The 19,056-nt window shown below is 70.1% G+C and carries 10 protein-coding genes and 2 pseudogenes; 7 read left to right on the forward strand and 5 right to left on the reverse strand.

Annotated features, from left to right (window positions below; genetic code table 11):
- Positions 1–41 precede the first annotated feature (41 nt).
- Positions 42–1,064, forward strand: a complete 1,023-nt coding sequence (locus ACIBL4_RS01020; RefSeq protein WP_399405169.1) for a LacI family DNA-binding transcriptional regulator — start codon at positions 42–44, stop codon at positions 1,062–1,064.
- Positions 1,065–1,201: 137 nt separating this feature from the next.
- On the opposite strand, the gene ACIBL4_RS01025 is transcribed toward ACIBL4_RS01020, so the two are convergent.
- Both ACIBL4_RS01025 and ACIBL4_RS01030 read right to left on the reverse strand, forming a co-directional pair.
- Complete coding sequence (locus ACIBL4_RS01025) at positions 1,202–2,728, reverse strand: non-reducing end alpha-L-arabinofuranosidase family hydrolase (protein WP_399405171.1); 1,527 nt, start codon at positions 2,726–2,728, stop codon at positions 1,202–1,204.
- Positions 2,729–2,977: 249 nt separating this feature from the next.
- Positions 2,978–3,715 (reverse strand): FadR/GntR family transcriptional regulator, encoded by a 738-nt coding sequence (locus tag ACIBL4_RS01030; RefSeq protein WP_399405173.1) that lies wholly within the window; start codon positions 3,713–3,715, stop codon positions 2,978–2,980.
- Positions 3,716–4,002: 287 nt separating this feature from the next.
- On the opposite strand from ACIBL4_RS01030, the gene ACIBL4_RS01035 reads away from it, so the two are divergent.
- From ACIBL4_RS01035 to ACIBL4_RS01050, 4 genes are all read left to right on the forward strand, one after another.
- A complete protein-coding gene (locus ACIBL4_RS01035; RefSeq protein ID WP_399405175.1) occupies positions 4,003–6,234 on the forward strand; it encodes an alpha-L-fucosidase in 2,232 nt (743 codons plus the stop codon).
- 197 nt (positions 6,235–6,431) lie between these two features.
- Positions 6,432–8,870, forward strand: a complete 2,439-nt coding sequence (locus tag ACIBL4_RS01040) for a SpoIIE family protein phosphatase (protein ID WP_399405177.1) — start codon at positions 6,432–6,434, stop codon at positions 8,868–8,870.
- 196 nt (positions 8,871–9,066) lie between these two features.
- Entirely contained in the window at positions 9,067–11,202 is a 2,136-nt protein-coding gene (locus ACIBL4_RS01045) for an alpha-galactosidase (protein WP_399405179.1), read from the forward strand.
- A gap of 47 nt (positions 11,203–11,249) precedes the next feature.
- A complete protein-coding gene (locus ACIBL4_RS01050) occupies positions 11,250–12,773 on the forward strand; it encodes a glycoside hydrolase family 43 protein (RefSeq protein ID WP_399405181.1) in 1,524 nt (507 codons plus the stop codon).
- A 55-nt stretch (positions 12,774–12,828) separates the two neighbouring features.
- Here the strand turns inward: ACIBL4_RS01050 and ACIBL4_RS01055 are convergent, their stop codons facing one another.
- The gene (locus tag ACIBL4_RS01055) at positions 12,829–14,475 is read right to left on the reverse strand and encodes a glycoside hydrolase family 27 protein (protein ID WP_399405183.1); all 1,647 of its coding nucleotides are present in this window, start codon (positions 14,473–14,475) and stop codon (positions 12,829–12,831) included.
- A 334-nt stretch (positions 14,476–14,809) separates the two neighbouring features.
- Between ACIBL4_RS01055 and ACIBL4_RS01060 the strand changes: the two genes are divergently transcribed.
- Positions 14,810–16,402, forward strand: a complete 1,593-nt coding sequence (locus ACIBL4_RS01060) for a glycoside hydrolase 43 family protein (protein ID WP_399405185.1) — start codon at positions 14,810–14,812, stop codon at positions 16,400–16,402.
- Between the two features lie 52 nt (positions 16,403–16,454).
- Positions 16,455–17,489: pseudogene (locus ACIBL4_RS01065) on the forward strand (endo-1,4-beta-xylanase); the annotation flags it as partial.
- 151 nt (positions 17,490–17,640) lie between these two features.
- Here ACIBL4_RS01065 and ACIBL4_RS01070 read toward each other — a convergent pair.
- Both ACIBL4_RS01070 and ACIBL4_RS01075 read right to left on the reverse strand, forming a co-directional pair.
- Positions 17,641–18,018, reverse strand: a pseudogene (locus ACIBL4_RS01070) (carbohydrate ABC transporter permease); the annotation flags it as partial.
- A gap of 58 nt (positions 18,019–18,076) precedes the next feature.
- Positions 18,077–18,973, reverse strand: coding sequence for a helix-turn-helix transcriptional regulator (locus tag ACIBL4_RS01075; RefSeq protein ID WP_399406524.1), 897 nt, complete (start codon positions 18,971–18,973; stop codon positions 18,077–18,079).
- Positions 18,974–19,056: the final 83 nt, after the last annotated feature.

Below are 19,056 nucleotides of genomic sequence, written 5' to 3' on the forward strand. Positions count from 1 at the left end.
CGCGGCCGGAACCCGGGAGCACTCAGGAGACGGTTTCCTCCATGGCAGCGAGCCGCCGCCCCACCCTTGCCGATGTCGCACGAGAAGTCGGCGTCAGCGCCAAGACAGTCTCGCGCGTCCTCAACGAGGACGGTCCCGTCTCGGCGCAGACGCGGGAACAGGTACTGGCCGCGGTGGCCAAGCTGGGCTTCCAGCCGAACCTCATGGCCCGCAACATGCGCGTCGGCGGCCCGGACACCACCATCGGACTGGTCATCCCCGACCTCGGCAACCCCTTCTTCGGAGCGGTGGCCCGCGCCATCGAGGACACGGTCCGCGAACGTGGACTGACCCTGCTCATGGGCTCGTCCGCGGACGACCCCGACCGCGAACGCGCCCTGACGGACAAGTTCCTCGCCCGTCGCGTCAGCATCCTCGTCGTCGTGCCGTCCGTCGGCGCCGACCACTCCCACCTCAAGCCCCACCGCAGGGCCGGACTGCCCGTGGTCTTCCTCGACCGCCCGGGAGCCGGCCTGCCCACGGACAGCATCGTCAGCTCCAACCGCGCCGGGGCCCAGGAGGGCGTCGCCCATCTCATCGCCCACGGGCACCGCCGCATCGGATTCGTCGGCGACCTGCCCGTCAAGCTGTACACCCGCCGCGAGCGCCTCGCCGGATACCGGGCGGCGCTGCGGGAAGCCGGCCTCCCCTACGACCGCTCGCTGGTCGCCAACGCTCATGACCAGCCGGGCGCCGAGGCCGCGACCGCCGGCCTCCTCGAACTGGCCGATCCCCCCACCGCCCTGTTCGCCGGCAACAACATCATGGCGCTCGGCATCGTCGCCCAACTCGCCCGCGGCAAGCGCAAGGACGTGGCGGTCGTCGCCTTCGACGACGTCTCCCTCGCCGAGGCACTCGAACCGGCCCTGACCGTCGTCGCGCAGGACCCCGAAGAACTCGGCCGCAGCGCCGCGAACACCGCACTGGCCCGCCTCGACGGCGACCGCTCCCGCGCTCGCACCATCACCGTTCCCACCCGGCTGATCGTCCGCGGCTCGGGGGAGCAGGCCGCGCCCCGTCGATAAGGGGGGCGCCGCCAACGCGTGATGAACCTGCACAAGGAGCTGGCCGACGCCGGCACCGGCACCGGCATCCAGGCCGCCCAGGTCGGCATCGGCCCCGCCGGGTGAGTTGCCCGGCGGGGTGACGGGGATGTGGGCGGTCAGCAGGGGGAGTTGGTCTGGGTGAGCAGGCTCATCCGCCAGGGCTTGGTGAGGTAGTCGCCGTTGGCTTTGGGGTCTATGCCCTGGTAGACGTACTGCAGTCGGCATGGATTGATGGTGAGGGTCTGGTCGTTGCCGGCGCGGACCATCTCGCCGTGACTGATGTCCTCGGTCCAGACGCCGTCGGGGAAGGTGACGTTGTCACGGCCGGCGAAGGGTTGGTTCTCCGTGGCGGCCAGGGGGGTCCAGTTGCCGGTGAGGCTGGTGGCGGTGAAGGCCTTGAAGTAGCGCCGCCATGTGGTGTTGTTGATGGCCTCCTGGAGCAGCAGGTACTGGTTGCTGCCGGCGACCTTGTACACGTTGGTGGCCTCGAACAGGTTGTTCTTGGTGTCCGACATCACCAACTGCGTGTTGCCGAATCCGTTCGGGAAGTTCGCCAGGCTGGTCTGGGCGCGATAGATGTGGCCGTTGTCGTCGCTGAAGAACAGGTGGCAGTTGGTGGTGTCACAGATGACCCAGAAGTCGATCCACGTGCCATCGCCCTTGTTGTCCTTGACGATCTGCGGCTCCTCGGACATGAGGAGGCGCGGCGCGGACCAGGAGTGGGGGTCGGCGGGGTTGGTGCTGGTGGAGTAGGTGGGCGGACCGGTCTGATAGACCATGTACCACAGCTTCTGTGGTGCGTTGTAGAACACCTGGGGCGCGGCCCGGTAGTTGCCACCTATGGGCGTGGTCTCGTCGAGGTAGGTGTGCGGCGCCGAGGCTGCCTGAGACCAGTCGGAAAAGCTGAACTGCGCCAGCCCCCAGTGGGAGGTGGGGCTGGCGGTGGTCGCGAAGACCAGCCACTGGTTGTTGTACCGCACGACCGAGAAGTCCTTGATCGCCGCCACGTCCGGGTGCTGGGCGTCCGGCTTCGGACCGGCCAGGACGCCGCTGGAGGACCACCGGAACGTCGACGGCAGCGCGTTGCTGCCACTGCCGACGCGGACCAGTTGCCATTGCTGGTTGGCCCCGCCCCAGTCGGTGAATTGCACGACCTTGGCACCGTCGGCGGTCGAGGCGTTCTGGACCTCGACGGCCTTGCCGCTGTTGCGGTTGATCAGCCGGATGTGACCGTCCGGTGAATCGGCCAGCCGGAACTGCTGGTTGACGCCGCCTGCGTCACCCCACTGCACGATGTCGGCGTGATCGGCGACGGAGAAGTTGTGGACGTCCAGGACCTTGCCCGAGTGCTGCGCCTTCAGCCGGTAGTAGCCGCCACCCGAGTCGACGAACTGGAAGCGCTGGTTGGCGCCGTCGTGACGGGTCCACTGCGACAGGGCCGCTCCGTCGGCGGTACTCCCTCCCGACACGTCGAGCGCCTTGCCGCTGCCCCGGTTGACGAGCACGTACCACGCGTTGGTGTCCACCGTGGCCGCCTGCGCCGTCCCAGCGGCACCCAGCCCGGTCAGGAGCGCCGCCATCAAGGCGGTCACGGCGGCGAGCACTCCCGTGCGTCTCCCACCTGCCCTGAGCATGCCCTTCATCCGTCTCTCCTTTGCGCTTCAACAGCGTGAGTGCCTCGCGGCAGGTGCGGGCCAGGGGCGGCCAGGGTTCTTTGATTGTTGGAACCTGTTCGGTTCCGTCGCAGGACAGTAGGCATGCGACATGCCCTCGTCAAGAGCTACCCGAGGTAATACATCCCATGATGGGAAGCAGGAAGCCGCTACCTGAGCCGCAAAACTCCGGGACGTCAGGGATTGACCCAGCCTGCACCCTCTAATACATCCCATGTATTACGGTCCTGGGCACCGGCTACGCCGGGGCGTTCCCACGGGGAGCGGTTCGCTTGAGCGCAGGTGTTCCCTCAGCCACTGCTCGGTGTTGCTCACGTGGAGGAGCGCGGCGGCCTGGCTGAGGGCGGCGTCGCGGGTGGACAGCGCGTTGAAGATCGCCTCGTGCTCGGCGAGAGTGCGGCCCGCGGCCTTGTCGTCGACCAGACCGCGCCAGATGCGGGCGCGCAGCGTCCGGCCGGAGATCCCTTCCAGGAGGGTGAGGAGGCTCTCGTTGCCCGTGGCCGAGACGACGGCGCGGTGAAAGGCGGCGTCGTGGGCGTTGAGCTGTTCGACGTCGTCGCGGGCGTCGCGCATGGCGTCCAAGTGCCGCTTCACCTCGGCCAGTTGGGCGTCGGAGATCCGGGTCGCGGCCAGCGCCGTGGCGACCGGTTCCAGGAGCCGCCGTACTTCCATGAGGTCCTGCAGGGCGACCGAGTCGCCCTGCAGCAGTTCCACCGCGCCGCCGAGACCCTCCAGCAGCAGGCTCGGCTGCAGGCTGGTCACATACGTGCCGTCACCGCGCCGGACCTCCAGGACCCGGGCGACGGCCAGGGCCTTGACGGCTTCGCGGGCGAGATTGCGGGAAAGGCCCAGCTGGACGGCCAGGTCCGGCTCCGGAGGGAGCTTGGAGCCCGGAGGCAGGGCACCGGTCCGGATCAGTTCACGGATCTGCTCGATGGCCTTGTCCGTCAGAGACACCGCTCGCCCCTCCCCCCGCCGTGCCCGTGAGCACGTCCGGCCTGATCAGCGTGACGCTGATGATACTGGGACGCGGGTGCGGGGCGGCGATCACCCAGACATGGAGCACTGCCAGACATGCCATGTCTGGTGATCGAAACACTCGCCACATCACCGCAAATCAGTCAACTCACCTACACCAATGGCCACTTTCATCCCTGCGCGCTGGTTGACATCCCAGGGCGGCATGACCGACCTTCATGCGTGGCCCTGCGTTCCCCTGCCCCTTCCGCATCAGGGATGTGTCCATGTCGAGCTCGATCAACAGACGCCAGTTCGTGGCCTCCGCAACCGGCGTGGCCGCGACGGCCGTTGCCGGAGATGTGTGGGCTGCCGGTGCCGCCGAGGCGGCGCCCCGCGCCTACACGCCCGACTGGGACTCGGTCGACCGGCACCCGCCGGCTCCGGAGTGGTTCCAGGACGCGAAGTTCGGGATCTACTTCCACTGGGGTGCCTTCAGCGTCCCCGCCTTCGACAACGAGTGGTACCCGCGCAGCATGTACCAGGCCGGGAGCTCGCCCAACAAGCACCACATCGCGACCTACGGCCGGCCGTCGGCGTGGCCGTACCACAACTTCATCGACGGAGCGAAGGACCTGGCGGGCAACGCGGTGAAGTTCGCGCCGAAGCTGAAGTCGGCCGGCGGGAAGTTCGACCCCGACGAGTGGGTGCAGTTGTTCGTCGACGCCGGCGCCAGGTTCGCCGGTCCGGTCGCCGAGCACCACGACGGCTTCTCCATGTGGGACAGCCAGGTCAACGAGTGGAATTCGGTCAAGAAGGGCCCTGGTCTCGACCTGCTGCGGCTGTTCTCCACGGCCATCCGCGCCAAGGGCCTGAAGCTGCTGGTGGCCATGCACCACGCGTACAACTTCACCGGTTTCTACGAGTACGCCCCCGCCCAGACGGACCCCAGCCTCAAGAAGCTCTACGGGCAGTTGGCGCCGGCCGCACAGAACCAGCTCTGGTTCGACAAGCTCAAGGAGGTCATCGACCGCGCCCGGCCCGACATCCTCTGGCAGGACTTCAATCTGGACGCCGTCGACGAGAAACAGCGCCTGAACTTCCTGGCGTACTACTACAACCAGGCGGACAGCTGGGGCCGTGAAGTCGTCGCCACCTACAAGGACGGCATGAACGGCAAGGGCGAGGTCTTCGACTACGAACGCGGCGGCCCGGCCGATCTCACCACCCCGTACTGGCTGACCGACGACAGCATCTCCAGCAGCAGCTGGTGCTACACCCAGGGCATCGGCTACTACACCGTCCAGCAGATGCTGCACTCGTTCATCGACCGGGTCAGCAAGAACGGCAACGTGCTGCTGAACATCGCGCCGATGGCCGACGGCACCATCCCGCAGGCGCAGAAGGACATCCTGCTCGGTATCGGGGACCATCTGAAGCGCTTCGGCGAGTCGGTGTACGCGACCCGCGCCTGGACGGCGTACGGCGAGGGCCCGACGAAGATGGGCGGCGGTTCGTTCACCACCCCGCACGCCGGTACCGCGCAGGACATCCGCTTCACCCGCAACAAGGCGAACGACGTCCTGTACGCCACCGTTCTGGGCTGGCCCGGCAGCTCTCTGACGATCAAGACTCTCGGCTCGGACCGGATCAACCTGTCCTCGCTGACCTCAGTGAAGCTCCTCGGCACCACCGCCGGCACCTACATCGACCTGCCCACGCCGGTCCGGAGTGCGTCCGGCCTCAAGGTCACCCTGCCGTCCTCGGCGCCGTACCGCGCCAACGCCTATGTCCTCAAGCTCACCTTCTCCGGCACGATCCCCGGCCTGCGGCCGCTCGCCGGAGCCGTCGCCTTCACGGACGTCCACTACACCGGCGGCTCCGCCGTCCTCGCGGTCGGCGACCACACCGCGGCCGACCTGTCCGCCGCCGGACCGGGCCCGCGCACCGTCTCCTCCCTCCGGCCGGCTCCCGGGTACCAGGTGGTCGGCTACTCCGGAGACGACTTCACCGGTACCTCCTGGACCTTCGCCGCCGACAACCCCGACCTCAGGGACACCGGCAACAACGACCAGATCACCTCGCTGAGGGTCCAGTTCAACCCGGCGACGTCCTTCCGGATCACCAACGCCACGAACGGCCTCGCCCTGGACAGCGGGGGCGACGTCGCCTCCGGCTCCGACCTCAAGCAGTGGACCTGGGACGGCAGTCCGAACCTGCAGTGGCATGCGGAGGCTGTCGGTGGCGGCTACTACAGGCTGGTCAACCGCACGAACGGCATGGTCGCCGACGGCTGGGGCGCCACCGCCGACGGCTCCCCCGCCCGGCAGGCCCCCTGGAACGGCGGCACCAACCAGCAGTGGACCGTCACCCACCGGGGTGGCGACCGCTATTCGATCGCCAACCGCACCACCGGCCTGGTCCTCGACGGCGGCGGCAACGTCCCCTCGGGCTCCCTCACCAAGCAGTGGACCTACGGCAACAGCACCAACCTGCTGTGGACCTTCACCGCGCTGTAGCCCGCAGGGAAGGGGATGGCATGCATATGGCATTCGACGGGTCGAGGCGGGTGGCGGGAGGCGTACGGGACGCCCCGGCGATCCGGCACGCCCCGACCGGAGCGCCGTGGAGCACGAGCCGACCTACGCTGGAAGCTGCGGCTGGAAACCGGTCCTGACGGGCTCAGGGTGTCCGGACGGAGGCGAGGCGCGTGGACATGGCCGATGAGCAGGACGTCCGCGCCGCCGCTCTCGTGGTGGACCCGGACGGCGTGGTGAGCGGCTGGAGCGAGAGCGGGCGGCTGCTGCTGGGCTGGACTGCCGAGGACGCGGTCGGGCGCCCCGTGACCGACCTGCTGGCCGCTCCCCCGCCACCCGGTTTCCCCGAGAGCTCCGGCAGCGGCCCCGACCACACGGCGCTCGTCCCGCTGCGCCACCGGGACGGCTCCACGGTGGATGCCCTGGTATCGGCTCACCCGCTGTTCGGCGCCGACGGCCGGGCGCTGGGCCATGCGGTGACCGTCCAGCGCTGGGAACGCCGCCCGGTGATCGCCGACCTGGCCTTCGAGCAGAGCCCCTTCGCTCTCGGCGTCTACGACCCTGAGTTGCGGTTTCTGTGGATCAACGCCTCCTCGGGCCGGGTGATCGCGCATTCCGAGGAGCAGGTGCTCGGTAAGAAGTACCGCGAGGTGCTTCCCGAATTCGACCGCGAACTGTTCCCCGAGAGGGACGACAAGCCCTACACCGACCAGCTGGCCGAAGTGGCGAGGACGGGCAAGCCCGCACGGCTCATCACCGTCTTCCGGCCGCTCGGCAGCAACTACGCCAACGCCTGGGCCACCAGCATCTGGCCCGTCCGGGATGCCGAGGGCAGGGTCCGCGCGGTCGCCAACTGGGGATTCGACATGAGCGCGGAGTACTGGGCCAGGCAGCGCCTGCTCATGCTCAACGAGGCCAGCCGCGGCATCGGCCGGACACTCGACGTGATCGGCACCGCCCAGGAACTGGCCGGGACCTCCGTGCCGGGATTCGTCGACTCCGTCACCGTGGATCTCTTCGACGAGGTGCTGCGCGGAGAGGAACCGCCTCTTTCCCCCGCCTCCGCCTCCGGCGAAGCCGTCGTGCTCAGCCGCGCCGCCCACCACAGCGCGAAGGGTGACACCGACCGGGCTCCCGGGCCCCCGATGCCGGTCAGTCACGCTCCCGGTTCCGTCGCCGTCCGCTGCATGGCCACCGGCAGGTCCACGGTTCAGCTCGCCGTCGAACCGGGCGAGGGAGGCGAATGGGCGTTCGGGCCCGGGCTCGCCGCCGACCCGGCCCACTGGCCGCCCGGCAATCCGTTGATCGACGATTCGATCGCCGCGGAGGGGCTGACCGGCCGGATCACCGTGCCGCTCCGGGCCCGCGGCGCGCTGCTCGGCGTGGTCGCGTTCTCCCGCAGCGACCGGCCCGAGGCCTTCACGGCCGACGACCTGATCCTCGCCGAAGAGCTGACCGCCAAGGCAGCCGTCGCCATCGACAACGCCCGCCGGTACTCGCGCGAGCGCACGACCGCGCTGACGCTGCAGCGCAGTCTGCTGCTGCAGCAGCTGCCCAGCCAGGAGGCGCTCGAGGTGGCCTCCCGCTACCTGCCCGCCGGGACCGGCGCGGAGGTGGGCGGTGACTGGTTCGACGTCATTCCGCTTTCCGGCGCGCGGGTCGCCCTGGTCGTCGGCGATGTGGTCGGTCACGGTCTGCACGCCTCGGCCAGCATGGGCCGGCTGCGCACGGCGGTCCGTACGCTCGCCGACGTGGACCTGCCGCCGGACGAACTGCTGACCCACCTGGACGACCTGGTCATCCACCTCGCCAGCGACCTCCAGCCCGCCGGCCACTTCCAGCCGACCGGCGAGTTCGGGGCGACCTGCCTGTACACCGTCTACGACCCGGTCTCCCGGCGCTTCACGGTGGCGAGCGCCGGGCATCCGCTGCCGCTGATCATCTCCCCGGACGGCACCAGGACCCCGGCGTCCGCGCAGCCGGGACCACCGCTCGGCATCGGTGGGCTGCCGTTCGAGTCCGCCGAACTCGAGCTGCCCGAGGGCAGCCTGCTCGCTCTCTACACCGACGGACTGGTGGAGAGCCGTGAGCGCGACGTCGACGAGGGGGTCGCCGAGCTGCTGCGGGTCCTGAACCATGGGGTCACCTCGCTGGAGGGCCTCTGCGACACGGTGATGGACGCTCTGCTTCCCGAACGCCGCACCGACGACGCCGCCCTGCTGCTCGCTCGCACGCACGCGCTGGATCCCCAGCATGTCGCCGACTGGGACGTCGAACCCGACCCCGAGCAGGTGCCCCGAGCCAGGAAGTTCGCCCTGGAGCAGCTGGAGGCCTGGGGCCTGGAGGAGGCGTCGTTCGTCACCGAACTGGTGGTCAGCGAACTGGTCACCAACGCCATCAGGTACGGCGAGCCCCCGATCATGCTGCGGCTGATCCGCGACTCCTCCCTGATCTGCGAGGTCTCCGACGCCAGCAACACCGCCCCGCACCTGCGCCGGGCGCGCGCCTTCGACGAGGGCGGCCGGGGCCTGCTGCTCGTCGCCCAGCTCACCCAGGGGTGGGGCACCCGGCACACCACCTACGGCAAGACGATCTGGTGCGCGCAGAGCCTCTCCTAGCCCCAGCCGTTCCCGCCCGGACAACAGGCTGTAAGCCGGTTGTCGAAGCGCTTCGACTCTGGCTCTTGGCTCTGGCGGACGTCAACGGACCAGCAGGATTAAGTGTTGTGCGGTAGAGACTCTTGTTTCGGATGAAAATTGTCCGTTACCTTGCGTCTGGGAGTGAAGCGCTTCGACAGCCGCCGAAAGGGCCGACATGTCCAAGGAACAAGGCACCTTCCACTGGGGGCACGAGGCCCTTCACCTCGAAATCGGCCTCGATGACGACGGCCGTCCGCGCCTCACGCACCTCGGACTGCCCGGCGAAGCGCAGGGCGCCGCCGGTGCGTCCCTGCCCCTGGTGGAGGTGACGGCCGCGGGTGACGGCCGTGGCTGGTCGGGGAACCGCCTCGTGGGTACCGATCTCGGCGGGCGGCTGCGCCACCGGGGCCACCGCGCGACCCGCGACGGCGACTGGCACACACTGACCGTCGAACTCCACGACCCGGAAACAGGGCTGGCCGCCGAGGTGACCTATCGGTCCCCGGACGGCATCCCCGTGCTGCGCGGCGAGGTGACCCTGCGCAACGAAGGGCGGACCACGCTGCACCTGGAGTCGGTCAGCTCGCTCGCGGTGGGCGGCCTCACTCCGCGGGACCCGGCGGCCATCGACGCCGCGGACCTGCTGTGGGCGGAGAACGACTGGCTCGCCGAATGCCGCTGGCAGCGACAGCCGATGCGCCGGACCACACCGGTCCACAGCGGACGCGTGAGCAACGGGCACGGCAAATCCGGCTTCGCCCTCAACGGACAGGGCACCTGGTCCAGTTGCGGGCGCCTCCCCATGGGCGGCCTGACGGACCGGCGTACCGGCCGCACCTGGGTGTGGCAGATCGAGCACAACGGCGGGGGCTGGCGCTGGGAGTGCGCCGAGTGGGACAGGGCGGCCTACGCGGCGCTGTTCGGACCCACCGACACCCACCACGGCTGGCGGCACCCCCTGGAACCCGGCGCCGTCTTCCGCACCGTACCCGCCGCCGTGTCCTTCAACGCCGACGGCGGCCCCGACGCCGCGTTCGCCGCGCTGACCCGCTACCGCCGCGCCCAGCGCCGCCCGCACAGCGATCACCAGCGTCTGCCCGTCATCTTCAACGACTACATGAACTGCCTGATGGGCGACCCCACGACCGAGAAGCTGCTCCCCCACATCGACGCGGCGGCCGACGCGGGCGCGGAGTACTTCGTCATCGACGCCGGCTGGTACGACGGCGACAACGGCGGCTGGTGGACCACCGTCGGCGCCTGGGAACCGGCCGCCTCACGTTTCCCCGGGGAGAAAGGGATCCACGAGGTGCTGGACCGCATCCGGGAGCGCGGCATGGTTCCCGGTCTGTGGCTGGAGCCGGAGGTGATCGGCGTTCGCAGCCCCATGGCCGAGTCCCTGCCCGACGAGGCGTTCTTCCGCCGCGACGGCGTCCGCGTCACGGAGACCGGCCGGCACCACCTGGACCTGCGCCACCCGGCCGCCCGTGCCCACCTGGACCAGGTCGTGGACCGCCTGGTCGGCGAGTGGGGCGTCGGCTACCTCAAGCTCGACCACAACATCGACCCCGGCTCCGGCACCAGCGCCCACCCCGGCGAGACCCCGGGCGCCGGCCTGCTCGGCCACAACCGCGCCCACCTCGACTGGCTCGACGGCATCCTCGACCGCTACCCGCACCTGGTGCTTGAGAACTGCTCCTCCGGCGGCATGCGCTGGGACGACGCCCTGCTGTCCCGTATGCAGCTGCAGTCCACGAGCGACCAGCAGAACCTCCACCTCTACGCGCCCATCGCCGCGTCCGCGCCCACCGCCGTCACACCCGAACAAGGTGCCGTCTGGGCGTATCCGCAGCCGGAGGACTCCCTCGACGAGGTGGCCTTCACCATGGCGAGCGCGCTCCTGGGGCGGATCCATCTCTCCGGCCGCATTCCCGAACTCGCCCCGGAAGCCCGTGCTTTGGTCCACGAGGCGGTGGCGGCGTACAAGGCCCTCCGCGCCGACCTGCCGCACGCCGTGCCGTGCTGGCCCCTGGGCCTTCCCGCCTGGGACGACCCCTGGACCGCCCTGGCCCTGCGCACTCCCGCCACCACCTACCTCACCGCCTGGCGCCGCCCCGGAACCTGCGCCGATGCGACGCTTCAGCTGCCCCACCTGCGGGACGCCGCCGCCCGTGTCGACCTGCTCTACCCCTCGGTCAGCCGGGCCGTCTCCGCCTGGATGCCCGGCACGGCCGAGCTGAGTCTGACCCTGCCCACCGCGCCGTCCGCCGTGCTGCTCCGCATCACCCCCACGGACCCGGCCGCTCCCTGAACCGCACCACCCACGCCCGCACCACGCATCGACGAGAGGACCATCGGGTGCCCCCTCTGCACCAGCCGGACGGACGCGTCGCCGGCCCCGTGAACCCCGTGATCCCCGGCTTCCACCCCGACCCCAGCATCTGCCACGTCGGCGACGACTACTACCTGGCCTGCTCCAGCTTCGAGTACTTCCCCGGGGTGCCCCTCTTCCACAGCCGGGACCTGGTGCACTGGACGCAGATCGGCAACGTGCTGGACCGGCCGGAGCAACTGCGTCTGCCGGCCTCCATGCCGTCCTCCGGCGGGATCTACGCCCCCACCCTGCGCCACCACGACGGCCGTTTCTGGCTGATCGTCACCAACTGCAGCGAGGGCGGCGGCAATCTGATCGTCACGGCCACCGACCCCACCGGACCGTGGTCGGACCCCATCCGGGCACCGGGCGTCCCCGGCATCGATCCCGACCTGGCCTGGGACGAGGACGGCACCTGCTGGTGCACGGTCGCCGGCGTCTCGCAGGTCCGCCTCGACCCGTCCACCGGGCAGACGTACGGAACACCGCACAAGCTCTGGTCCGGCGGTCCGGGCGCCAAGGCCCCGGAGGCGCCGCACCTGTACCGGATCGGCGACTACTGGTACCTGCTCATCGCAGAGGGCGGCACCGAACGCGGCCACGGTGTCTCGATCGCCCGCGGCCGTACGCCCGCCGGACCGTTCGAGCCGTGCCCGGCCAACCCGGTCCTCACCCACCGCGGCACCGACCACCCCGTCCAGAACACCGGGCACGCCGACCTGGTCCAAGGCCCCGACGGCTCCTGGTGGATGGTGCTCCTCGGAGTACGGCCGGGCGGCGGAACGCCGGGCTGGCACGTGCTGGGCCGGGAGACCTTCCTGGCCCCCGTGACCTGGGTGGACGACTGGCCGGTCGTCGGCGAGGTCGCCCTGGACCTGCCCGGGCTCCCGTGGCCGCTCTCCCCCGTCCCCGCCGAGGAGCACCGGGACGACTTCGAGCTCGCCGAACTACGGCCGTACTGGATCTCCCTGCGCGACCGGCCCGCCGAACTCTGCACCACCAAGGAGCGCCCCGGATGGCTGACGCTCCGCGCGCGGGGCCGCTCCCTCGACGAGCCCGACGTGGTGTTCACCGGCCGGCGCCAGCGGCATCTGTCGTGCCGGGCGCGCACGCTGGTCGATGCCGCGGAGGGCAGTGGTGGCCTCGCCGTCCGGCTCGACGAGCGGCACCACTACGAGATCGAGGTGTCCGGTACGCGGGTGCGGGTGGTCGCGCGGGTCGGCTCCCTGCGCACGGTCGTGGCCGCACAGTCCGTGCCGACCGGGCCGGTGGTCCTCGCCGTCACGGTCACGGAACCACCGTCACCGCACGGGCCGTGTACGGGGCCAGATGTCGTGTCCCTCGGCGTCGAGCAGCCCGACGGCACGTTCAGCGAACTCGCGACGCTCGACGGCCGCTACCTGTCGACCGAGGTCGCCGGCGGCTTCACCGGCCGGGTCATCGGCATGTACGCCGCGGCAGGCACCGTCCACTTCGACTGGTTCGACTACGAGCCCCTCGACGGCTGAACCAGGCCCCCTCCCGCTCAGCGCGTGAGGGGGCACACGGCACCCCAGCGGTTCCTCACACACGGGTCCACTTCTGGCTGGCCTGGCCGTTGCAGGCCCACAGCACCAGCGGGGTTCCGTTGGCGGTGCCGGCCCGGTCGACGTCGAGGCACAGCCCGGCGTGGACGTTGCGGATCGACCCGTCCGAACCGACGGTCCACTTCTGGTTGTTCTGACCGTTGCAGGGCCAGGTGACGACCCGGGTGCCGTTGACGGTGCCCTGGTTGCGGGCGTCCAGGCACTTGTCGCCGAAGACGCGGATCTCGCCGCCGGCCCATGTGGTCCACAACTGGTTGGCGGCCGTGTGGCAATCCCAGAGCAGGACCGTGGCCCCGGCCGCGGTGGAGGCGTTGTCCACGTCCACGCAGCGGCCGGACGCGGTGCCGCGCAGCCGCGAGGTGGTGGCGGCCAGCGGGCTGCCCCCGCTCACCCGGAACACGGCCACGCCGTGCGCGGGGACGTTCGCCGAGATCTGCCCGGACGTGCTCGACGTGCCGCCGGTCCACAGGTCGGTGAGGGTGAACGACCCGCCGGACAGGCCGACTTGCGCGGCCGTGGTCGTGACCGTCGCCGTGCCGCCTCCCCGGTTGAACAGGCCCACCGCGACCGAGCCGTCGGACAGGGGTTTGGCGAACACCTCGGTGTTGCCGTCGTCGCGCACCCTGCGCCCGCCCGCGCCCAGCGGGTCCTGGTTCACCGCCAGCAGACGCGGGTTGCGCAGGATCGCGCTCACGTCGGCGGACATGGTGCGGATGTCGTTGCCGGCCATGAGCGGTGCGCTCAGCAGCGCCCACAGGGCGAAGTGCGAGCGGGACTCGGTCAAGGAGAGTCCGGGGCGGCCGACGACCAGCATGTCGGGGTCGTTCCAGTGCCCCGGGCCCGACTGCGCCGCCAGCGGCGCGGTGACGTCCAGGACGTTGCCGACACCCATCGGATAGCTGTTGGTGTTGCCGTTCTGCCAGATGTCGAGCAGGTCCTCGGTCGTCCGCCACAGGTCGGCGACCTCGCCCCAGTTGTACGTGGCGCCGGTGATGGCGTGGAAGCTGTTGGGGTTGATGCTGTAGACGATCGGCCGCCCGGTGGCGCGCAGGGCGTCGCGCATCAGCTTGAACCGCGCGACCTGCTCGTCACGGGTGCCCTCGGAGGAGCACCAGTCGTACTTGAGGTAGTCGACGCCCCACGAGGCGAACGTGTTGGCGTCCTGGACCTCGTGCCCTCTGCTGCCCGTCGAGCCGGGATAGGCGCCGGTGGTCTGCGCGCAGGTGCGTTCGCCCGGCACCTGGTAGATGCCGAACTTCAGGCCCTTGCTGTGGATGTAGTCCCCGAGCGCCTTCATCCCGCTGGGGAACTTGGTCGGGTTGGCCCGCAGGTTGCCCGCCGCGTCTCGCTGCGGGTCGAACCAGCAGTCGTCGACCACCACGTACCGGTAACCGGCCTCCCGCATGCCCGAGGACACCATCGCGTCGGCGGCCTGGCGGACCTGAGCCTCGGTGATCCCGCAACCGAAGCTGTTCCAGCTGTTCCAGCCCAGCGGTGGGGTGAGGGCCGGACTGCCGGGCGCGGCCGATGCGGTGGAGTGAGCGGAGGCCGTCACGGACGCGGTGATCGTCAGCGCGACGGCCGCGAGGAGACGGAGCAGTCGTCTGCCTGATCGTCTGGGCACAGTGGGCTCCTTTGGTCGGCGGACCGACACGAGACAGGGGATGGCTGCTGCATTGTCGCCGAGATTTGGCAGGAACATGACATTTTCAGTCATTCGAAATTTCGGCCTGCTTTCGGTTCGTGACGCCACGGATACTAGGGAGGTTGCCGGGCTTGTCCACCTCCCCCACCCCAAGTCACCGAAAGGTTTCGGGCGATACCACGAATGATGCGAGACGTATTGACGGGAGCTCTGAACCCCCTAGCATCCAGGGTGCTCACCAGTCGATAGCTGTTCGTCATCCCGAACATCGCAGAGGGAGCGACACATGGATATGTCATGCCCTCGTCATTTCATGGGGCGCCGTCGGGCGTTGGCCGCCGGCAGCGGCCTGGTCGCCGGTGCCTTCCTGCCGCTGGCCGGAGCCTCCCGGACCGCCGCGGCCGCCCCCGCGTACACGAACCCGGTCATCTGGCAGGACTTCGCGGACATCGACGTCATTCGCGTCGGTGCCACCTACTACGCCTCCGCCTCGACGATGCACTACTCGCCGGGCGCTCCCGTCCTGCGCTCGTACGACCTGGTGAACTGGGAGATCGCAGGTCACTCGGTGCCCGTCCTCGACTTCGGCGCCAAGTACGACCTGACCGGTGCCCGTGGCTACGTCAGAGGGATCTGGGCGTCCTCACTGGCCTACCGGCCGAGCAACAGGACCTTCTACTGGCTCGGCCAGATCGACTTCGCCAGGACGTACGTCTACACCGCCACCGACGTCGAGGGCCCGTGGAGCCGGCTCACGACGATCAGCACGCCCTACTACGACGCGGGCCTGCTCGTCGACACCGACGACACCCTCTACGTGGCCTACGGGAACACCACCATCAGCGTGGCCCAGCTCTCGCGCGACGGGCGCACCCAGGTCCGCACGCAGCAGGTGTTCACCACGCCGTCGAGTGTCGGCACCCTGGAGGGCTCCCGCTTCTACAAGATCAACGGCCAGTACTACATCTTCCTGACCCGCCCCGCCAACGGTCAGTACATTCTCAAGTCGTCGAGCGGTCCCTTCGGCCCCTACACGATGCGGCAGGTCCTGCTCGACCTGCGCGGGCCGATCCCCGGCGGTGGCGTCCCGCACCAGGGCGGGCTGGTGCAGACGCAGAACGGTGCCTGGTACTACTTGGCCTTCGTGGACGCCTACCCCGGCGGCCGGATGCCCGCCCTGGCGCCGGTCACCTGGACTCCGGACGGCTGGCCCGTCGTGCAACTGGTGAACGGCGCCTGGGGCACCTCGTATCCCAGTCCGGCCGTACCCACGCCGCCCCGCCAGGTCACCCCCATGACCGGCGTCGACACCTTCGACGGCACGCGCCTCAAGCCGAGGTGGGAGTGGAACCACAACCCGGACAACACCAGGTGGTCCGTCGGCAACGGGCTGACCCTGCGGACCGCGACCGTCACCAACGACCTGTACTGGGCCCGCAACACCCTCACGCACCGCATCCAGGGCCCCACCTCCACCGCGACGGCCCTGCTCGACTTCTCGGCGATGCGGGACGGCGACCGGGCCGGACTCGCGCTGCTGCGTGACTCGTCCGCCTGGATCGGTCTCAAACGCGACGGCGGTACGGCGCGGGTGGCGATGGTCAACGGGCTGACCATGGACGGCAACTGGAACACCACCGGCACCGGCACCGAGGTCGCGAGCGCGCCCGTCTCCGGCGGCCGGATCTGGCTGCGTGCGAGCGCGGACATCCGTCCCGGCGCGGCCCGCCCGGGCACCTTCTCCTACAGCACCGACGGCACCAACTTCACCCGCCTCGGGCCCGCCTTCTCCCTGGGCAACGACTGGCGGTTCTTCATGGGCTACCGATTCGCCCTCTTCAACCACGCCACCCGGGCGCTCGGCGGCGCGGTCCGCGTCTCGCGGTTCGAACTGTCGACGCCCTGATCCGACCCCACCGACCGCACCACCCAACCCCCCACCGATCACGAGGAGAAGCATGAACCCGCTGAAACGGCTCGGCCGGCGCCGGGCGTCGGTGTTATCCCTGCTGGCCCTGGGCGCCCTGGTGACGCCCGGCGCCGCGCCCGACGCATCCAGCGCACCCAGCGCATCCGACGCCGTCCGGGCCGCCACGCTCGGGGCCCAAGCCGCCCAGTCCGGACGGTACTTCGGGACCGCCGTGGCCGCCGGACGCCTCGGGGACGGCACCTACACCGGCATCCTGGGCCGCGAGTTCAACTCGGTCACGCCCGAGAACGAGATGAAGTGGGACGCGACCGAGCGGTCCCGCGGACAGTTCACCTTCGGCGCCGCCGACCAGATCGTGAACGGCGCGTCGGCCCGCGGTCAGCGCGTGCGGGGCCACACGCTGGTGTGGCACTCCCAGCTGCCCGACTGGGTCAAGGGCATCCGGGACGCGAACACGCTGCGCGGCGTGATGAACAACCACATCACCACGGTGATGAACCGCTACAAGGGCCGGATCCACTCCTGGGACGTGGTCAACGAGGCCTTCGCCGACGGCGGCAGCGGCCAGCTGCGCGGCTCGGTCTTCCGGGACGTCCTGGGCACCGGCTTCCTCGAGCAGGCCTTCCGCACCGCGCGGTCGGCCGACCCGGCGGCCAAGCTCTGCTACAACGACTACAGCATGGAGAACTGGAACGACGCCAAGACCCAGGGCGTCTACCGCATGGTCCGCGACTTCAAGGCCCGCGGCGTGCCCATCGACTGCGTCGGTCTCCAGGCCCACTTCGGCGCCGGCGGTCCCCCCGGCAGCTTCCAGACGACGCTGTCGAACTTCGCCGCGCTCGGCGTGGACGTCCAGATCACCGAGCTGGACATCGCGCAGGCGTCGCCGAACGCGTACGCCAACACGGTGCGGGCCTGCATGAACGTGCGGCGCTGCACCGGCATCACCGTCTGGGGCATCCGTGACAGCGACTCCTGGCGCAGCGGGGAGAACCCGTTGCTGTTCGACCGCAACGGCTACAAGAAACCGGCCTACCAGGCAACGCTCAACGCCCTGGGCGGATAGGCCGCGGTACGGCTGCAACAGCCTGCCATGGCGGCTGGGTCTGCTCACCCGGACCGACTCCACCTGCTGATCCGCTGACGACGTGGGCCCCGCCGCTCGTGCGGGGCCCACGCCGGTGGTGGCCGGGCTCGCCGTCGCCCCGCTGGCATCAGCCCTTGATGGCTCCCGTGAGCATGCCCTTCTTGAAGTGCCGCTGGACGAAGGGGGAGGCCACCGCGACGGGGATCAGGGCGAGGACCATGACGGCCATCTGCAGTCCCAGGCTGGAGAGTTCACCGGCGTGGACCGCCTGCTGGAGGCCGGTCGGTGCTTCGGTCCCCTTCTGGACCAGCTGGATGAGCACGTTCTGCAGCGGCAGCATCTCCTGGTCGGAGAGGTAGATGGAGGCGTTGAACCAGGCGCTCCAGTAACCGACCGCGTAGAACAGGGAGATGACCGCGATCACCGCCCGCGACAGCGGCATGATGATGGTCAGCAGGATCCGCAGCTCGCCGGACCCGTCGATGCGGGCGGACTCGGTGAGTTCGGGAGCACCGAAGCCGTGGTTCTGCTGCCGGTCGGCTATTGGTGACCGGACGGAGGGGTCACCGGCCCTGGTGTCCGGAGGGGTGACGGGTGGACTCCGTGGTCTCGGTGGCGGCCCAGGCGGCAAGCAGCTGCAGGGCGTCCTGCTCGGGCGTGCCGGGCGCGGCACTGTACGCGGTGAGGGTCAGGCCTGGCTGGGCCGGCAGGTTCATGGCGTCGAAGTCGAGGGTGAGGACGCCGACGGCCGGGTGCCGGAACGACTTGCGACCGGTGTGGTGCAGGCGCACGTTGTGCTTGGCCCAGGCGACGCGGAACGCCTCGCTGCGGGTGACGAGTTCGCCGATGAGTCCGGTGAGCCCGCTGTCGTGCGGAGCGCGGCCGGCCTCGGTGCGCAGCAGGTCGACGGTGGTGTTCACCGACTGGTCCCAGTCGGGAAAGAAGTCGCGGCCGTTCGGATCGAGGAACTGGAAGCGGGCGATGTTGGCCGTCGCGGTGGTGGGGTCGGGGAAGAGCGGGGAGTACAGGGCGCGGCCGAGGCGGTTGGCGGCGAGGATGTCCAGGCGGCCGTTGCGGATGAAGGCCGGGGAGTCGGTCATGGAGTGCAGGACGCGCAGGACGCTGTCGGGCAGCGGGCCACCGGCGCGCCCCCGCCGAGTGGGGCGTTTTGCGGCGGCGCGGGCCAGGTCGTAGAGGTGGGCGCGTTCGGCGTCGTCGAGTTGGAGAGCATGCGCGACGGCGTCGAGGACTTCCTCCGAGGCGCCCGCGAGGTTCCCTCGCTCCAGACGGACGTAGTAGTCGACGCTGACGCCGGCGAGCATGGCGACCTCCTCGCGGCGCAGGCCCGGCACGCGCCGGTTGCCGCCGTATGCGGGCAGGCCGGCCTGCTGGGGGGTGATCCTGGCGCGGCGGGAGGCCAGGAACTCGCGGATGTCGCTCCGGGTACTCACGCCGTCCAGGCTAAGCCGGACCTCGCAGGTGTGGGGGGTTCTGTCAGTACCGGTAACGACAGGCCCTTCTCCACGTCATTGAGCTGCGGTTT

Source organism: Streptomyces sp. NPDC050416, from assembly GCF_044458845.1.
Taxonomy (GTDB): domain Bacteria; phylum Actinomycetota; class Actinomycetes; order Streptomycetales; family Streptomycetaceae; genus Streptomyces.